The 1,908-nt window shown below is 75.2% G+C and carries 1 protein-coding gene and 1 pseudogene; both read left to right on the top strand.

Features of this window, described 5'->3' with window-relative positions:
• Nucleotides 1–92: 92 nt before the first annotated feature.
• Nucleotides 93–827: pseudogene (locus ACFXB5_RS49390) on the top strand (sugar ABC transporter substrate-binding protein); the annotation flags it as partial.
• On the top strand, nucleotides 824–1,908 hold a 1,085-nt coding region (locus ACFXB5_RS49395), incomplete at its 3' end, for an ATP-binding cassette domain-containing protein (protein ID WP_385221540.1). The pseudogene ACFXB5_RS49390 and the gene ACFXB5_RS49395, both read left to right, overlap by 4 nt.

The following is a 1,908-nucleotide window of genomic DNA, read 5'->3' on the forward strand; positions in this document are numbered from 1 at the left end:
TGCCGCCGGACACCTCCTAAACCGCCCCCCGCAAACAGATACCCCCCACCGACACTCTGCGGGCCCCGGACGTCAGGGTTGGGGGCTCCACCCCGATCGACTCCGCCGCCATCGGCCCCGGGCTGAGCGCCGCCCGGCGCGCCCATGTGCCGGTGGTCGCCGTCGATGTGGCCCCCGACCGGGGCAGGGTGGCCATCGTGGTCCGGGCCGACAACCGCGCGTACGGCGTCAAGGCGTGCCACAGCCTCGGCCGCGCCGTGCGGCGGGGCACGGTGGTGCAGATCGAGGGCGATCTGGCCTCGGTCAACGGCCGGGACCGCACGGCCGCCTTCGACCGCTGCATGGCGCGGCACTACCCGGACATCAAGATCCTGGACATCGCGGCCGACTGGCAGGCGGAGAAGGCAGCGGCCGGTCTGGAGGCCCTCTACAGCGCCCACCCCGACATCAAGGGCATCTACCTCCAGGCCGGCGGCGTCTATCTGGCGCCCACCCTGCGCACCCTCCAGCGCCACCGCGCCCTGGTCCCGGTGGGCCGGCGCGGCCATATCGCCATCGTCTCCAACGACGGGATTCCGCAGGAGCTGGACGCGATCCGTAAGGGCCTCATCGACGCCACCGTCTCCCAGCCGGTGGACCTCTACGCCGCCTACGGCATGCGCTACATCAAACAGGCCATGACCGGGAAGCCCTTCCGGACCGGGCCGACCGGCCACGGCAGCACCATCGTCCGGCTGCGCGGCGGCAATCTGGAGGACCAGCTGCCCGCCCCGCTGGTGACCCGGGCCAATGTCGACGACCGCTCCCTGTGGGGCAACCGGGCATGACCGAGGAGCCACCCCCGCTGGCCGAGGCGCGCGGGATCACCAAGCGGTACGGGCCCACGGTGGCCCTGCGGGACGCCGGGATCGCCGTACGGGCGGGCGCCTCGCACGGCCTCGTCGGCCGCAACGGCGCGGGCAAGTCCACGCTGGTCGCGATCCTCACCGGTCTCGAGCGGCCGGACGCGGGGACGGTGGCCTACGACGGCGAGCCCGCCCCCGCCCCCGCCGACCGGGCGGCGTGGGACCGCCGGGTGGCCTGTGTGCACCAACGCTCGACGGTCATCGGCGAACTGACGGTCGCGGAGAACCTGTTCCTCGGCCGCCGTCCAGTCACCTCCCGGGGGCTGCCGGTCAGTTGGCGGCGGCTGCGCCGGGAGGCCCGCGCCCTGCTGGACACCTGGGGCGTGGCGGTGCCCGAGAACGCCGTGGCGCGGATCCTGAGCGTCGAGGACGCCAAGATGGTGGAGATCGCCCGCGCACTGTCCCGCGGCACCCGCTTCATCATCCTCGACGAGCCCACGGCCCAGCTCGACGGCCGGGCCGCCGCACGGCTGTTCGGCCATATGCGGCGGCTCCAGGACGCCGGGGTCACCTTCCTCTACATCTCGCACCGGCTGGGCGAGATCTACGAGGTCTGCCGGACCGTCACCGTCCTGCGGGACGCCCGCCGGATCATCACCGCACCGGTCGGCGAACTCCCCACCCGGGCGCTGATCGAGGCCATGACGGGCGGGCCCGCCGAACCGTACCGCGCCCCGGCCCGCGCCGCCCCGCCGCGGCCGGGCGCCCCGGGGCCGGTGGCGGTGCGGGTCGACCGGCTCAGCGGGCCGTACTTCCACGACGTCAGCCTCAGCCTCGCGGCCGGGGAGGTGGTGGGCCTCGCCGGACTGGCCGGCTCCGGCAGCCATCAGTTCGGCGCCGCCCTGGCCGGTCTGCACCGGCCCACCGGCGGGCGGATCGAGATCCTCGGCCGGCCGCTGCGGACCGGCAGCGTCGCGGCGGCGCTGGCCGCCGGGGTGGCGGGTCAGCCCCGCGACCGGCACACCCTTGGGCGGGGCCCCCCGCGGTCGGTGGCCGCGGCCAT

Origin of the sequence: Streptomyces sp. NPDC059455, from assembly GCF_042750115.1 — a bacterium.
Taxonomy (GTDB): domain Bacteria; phylum Actinomycetota; class Actinomycetes; order Streptomycetales; family Streptomycetaceae; genus Streptomyces; species Streptomyces endocoffeicus.